This window comes from Actinomadura sp. NPDC049382, assembly GCF_040677125.1.
GTDB lineage: Bacteria > Actinomycetota > Actinomycetes > Streptosporangiales > Streptosporangiaceae > Spirillospora > Spirillospora geliboluensis.
The window spans coordinates 1-2,962 of record NZ_JBFARO010000254.1 but is presented as its reverse complement, the minus strand read 5'-3'; the positions used below and the strand labels follow the sequence as shown (position 1 = coordinate 2,962).

4 protein-coding genes are annotated in these 2,962 nt (G+C 74.8%); all 4 read left to right on the top strand.

Annotation, left to right across the window (positions count from 1 at the left end; all coding sequences use genetic code 11):
• Positions 1 to 246: response regulator transcription factor (locus AB0K34_RS46385; RefSeq protein WP_364554915.1), on the top strand; the 246-nt coding region annotated here is incomplete at its 5' end.
• 94 nt (positions 247 to 340) lie between these two features.
• On the top strand, positions 341 to 1,276 hold the full coding sequence (locus AB0K34_RS46380; RefSeq protein ID WP_364554914.1) for an ABC transporter ATP-binding protein: 936 nt from the start codon (positions 341 to 343) through the stop codon (positions 1,274 to 1,276).
• A complete protein-coding gene (locus AB0K34_RS46375) occupies positions 1,273 to 2,067 on the top strand; it encodes an ABC transporter permease (RefSeq protein WP_364554912.1) in 795 nt (264 codons plus the stop codon). Before AB0K34_RS46380 ends, AB0K34_RS46375 begins: the two co-directional genes overlap by 4 nt.
• Positions 2,064 to 2,858 carry an ABC transporter permease gene (locus tag AB0K34_RS46370; RefSeq protein ID WP_364554910.1) on the top strand — a complete coding sequence of 265 codons (795 nt, stop codon included), beginning with the start codon at positions 2,064 to 2,066 and terminating at the stop codon, positions 2,856 to 2,858. The genes AB0K34_RS46375 and AB0K34_RS46370 overlap by 4 nt, the downstream gene beginning before the upstream one ends.
• Positions 2,859 to 2,962: the final 104 nt, after the last annotated feature.

The following is a 2,962-nucleotide window of genomic DNA, read 5'->3' as shown; positions in this document are numbered from 1 at the left end:
GCCCGCCGCGTCTCCGAACGCGCGCGCCGCGCGGGCCTCGCCGGGCCGTCCGGCGGGCCCCTCACCGCGCGCGAGGCGGAGGTGATGCGGCTGCTGGCACGGGGCCGGACGAACCGGGAGATCGCCGAGGAGCTGGTCATCTCCCCCAAGACCGCGAGCGTCCACGTCTCGCACATCCTCGCCAAGCTCGGCGTCTCCACACGCGGCGAGGCGGCCGCCGCCGCCCGCGACCGCGGCCTCGTCTAGCCCACTCGCCCAGACGGCCCGCCGCGAAGATAAGCCGGGTCCTTATGGCTCGGGCCCCCTCCTTACCGCGACGGTCGGAGGCATGGAAGCCGCCGTGCGCACATCCGGACTGCGCCGCGTCTACAAGCGCGGCCGGCAGGACCCCGTCGTCGCCCTGGACGACCTGACCCTGGCCGTCGAGCAGGACGAGATCCACGGGCTGCTCGGGCCGAACGGCGCGGGCAAGACCACCCTCGTCAAGATCCTTTCCACCGTGCTGCTGCCCTCGGGCGGGTCGGCGCGGGTCCTCGGCCGCGACGTGGTCGCCGACACGCGCGCCGTCCGGTCGCGGGTCGGGCTCGTCCTCGGCGGCGACCGGGGGCTCTACGACCGGCTGTCCGCCCGGCGGAACCTGCTGTTCTGGGCCGCCCTCTACAAGCTCGACGCCCGCACCGCGCGCGCCCGCGCCGACGCCCTGCTGGAGCGGGTCGGCCTCGCCGACCGCGCGGACGACCGCGTCGAGCGGTTCTCGCGCGGGATGCGGCAGCGGCTGCACCTCGCGCGGGGCCTCCTCCACGAGCCGCGCGTGCTGTTCCTGGACGAGCCGACGTCCGGGCTCGACCCCGTCGCCGCCGGGGCGTTCCGCCGGCTCGTCCTCGACCTGCGCGCCGAGGGCCGCACCTTCCTGCTGGCCACGCACGACATGGACGAGGCCGCCGCGCTGTGCGACCGGGTCACGCTCATCGACCGCGGGCGCGTCCTGCTGAGCGGGGACACCGCGCGGGCGGGACGGTACCTCGGCGAGCGCGAGTGCGTCGACTTCACGTACTCCGGGCCGTCCGTCGCCGAGGACCTGGCGCGGCTGCCGGACGTCATCGACGTCGAGCGGCGGGACGGTGCGGCCTGGCGCGTCCACACCGCCGACCGGGACGGCACTCGCCGCGTCCTCGCCTGGCTGCTGGACCGCGACGTGCTCACCGCCCGGCGCGGCGAACCCACCCTCGAAGAGGTCTACCTGCGCGCCGTCGGCGACCGGGGGATGCGGGTATGAGCACATTCCGCGCAAGCGCCGGCACCCTCCGCGTGGTGTGGCAGGCGGTGCTGCTCCAGGTCGCGCTGTCGCGGCGCAACCCGGAGCACACGCTGATCCTGCTCATCGCGCCCATGCAGACCACGACGATGCTGGCGCTCACCGTGACGTCGCACCGCCCGGACGCGGTGGCGAACGCCGTCCTCGCGCCGGGGCTGATCGGGCTCTGGGTCGCCGCCCTCGACTACGCGGGGCGCATCGTCCCCGAGGACCGCTGGGCCGGGCGGTTCGCCCCGATGGTCGCCGCCCCGGTCCCGCTCGGCCCGGTCGTCGCCGGGCGGGTCGCCATGGTCGTGGTGGTGGGCGCCGCGGCGTTCGCGGAGTCGTGGCTGGTGGCGGCGGTCGGGTTCGGCCGGGTCGTCGCGATCGCCGACCCCGCCCTGTTCGCGCTCGCCGTCGCCGTCACCTGCCTCGCGACGGTCGGCACCGCCACGCTGCTGTCGGCGGTGCTCGTGGTGTCGCGGGCGCGGGACGTCCTGCAGAACTCGCTCGGCTACCCGTTCTACATCCTCGGGGGAATCCTCGTCCCGGTCGCGGCGCTGCCCGGCTGGCTGCACCCGTTCAGCCGGATCGTGTTCCTGTCGTGGAGCGCGGAACTGCTGCGGGACGCCGTCCGCGGCGACGCGGACGGCTGGATCGGGCCCGTCGCGGCGATCCTCGCGCTGGGCGCGGCGGCGATGGCGGCGGGGCTGTGGCTGACGGGCCGCTACGTGGACCGGTCGCGCCGGGAGGGCATGGTGGAGTTCGCGTGAGGCACGTGTTCCGCATCGCCCGGGAGTCGCTGATCCTGGGGTTCGCCGAGATGGGCGCCGTCTACACGTGGAGGACCTGGACGTTCGGGTGGCTCATGAGGCTGCTGTGCCAGGCCACGTTCTACGCGCTGCTGGGCCGCTACGTCGGCGACGAGGACACGATGCGGTACGTCCTCGTCGGCAACATCGTGGTGCTGGCCTGCATGGAGTCCACGATCGTGGTGATCTCGCTCGCCGGGGAGCGGCGCATGGGGACGCTGCCGCTGCTGGCCATCGCGCCGTCCGGGCACCTGCCGGTGTACCTGGGGCGCGGGCTGCAGTGGACGGTGACCGGGCTGGCCAGCTCCACGGTCGCCTGGCTGGTGCTGCCGCCGCTGCTCGGCGTCCCGCTGCCCTGGCCGGAGGCCGGGTACGCGCTGCCGGTCGTCCTGCTCGTCCTCGCCTGCAGCTACGGGTACGGGTGCGCGCTGGCGGGCATCGCGCTGCGGCTGCGCGGCGTCGAATGGCTCGTGCTGAACGCCGCCTACGGGATCGTGATGACGTTCGGCGGCGTGAACGTCCCCGTCGAGGTCTGGCCCGCGCCGCTGGAGGTCGCGGCGCACGCGCTGCCGGTCGTGCACGGGCTGGAGGCGGTGCGCGGCATCCTCGACGGCGCGCCCGCCGGACACGTCCTGCGGCTGCTCGGGACCGAGGCGCTCGTCGGGGCCTGCTGGTACGCGGTGGCGGCACTGTCGATGGACCGGCTCGTGTCCGTCGGCCGCCGCGACGGAAGCCTCGACTACGCGGGCTGAGACGCGGCCGTGCCAACGTCATCGTCATCGCGCTGATCATCATCGCGCTGGTCCTGGTCGTCGTGCAGCCGCGGCTCCAGCGGTGGATGATGCGGCGCCGCGAG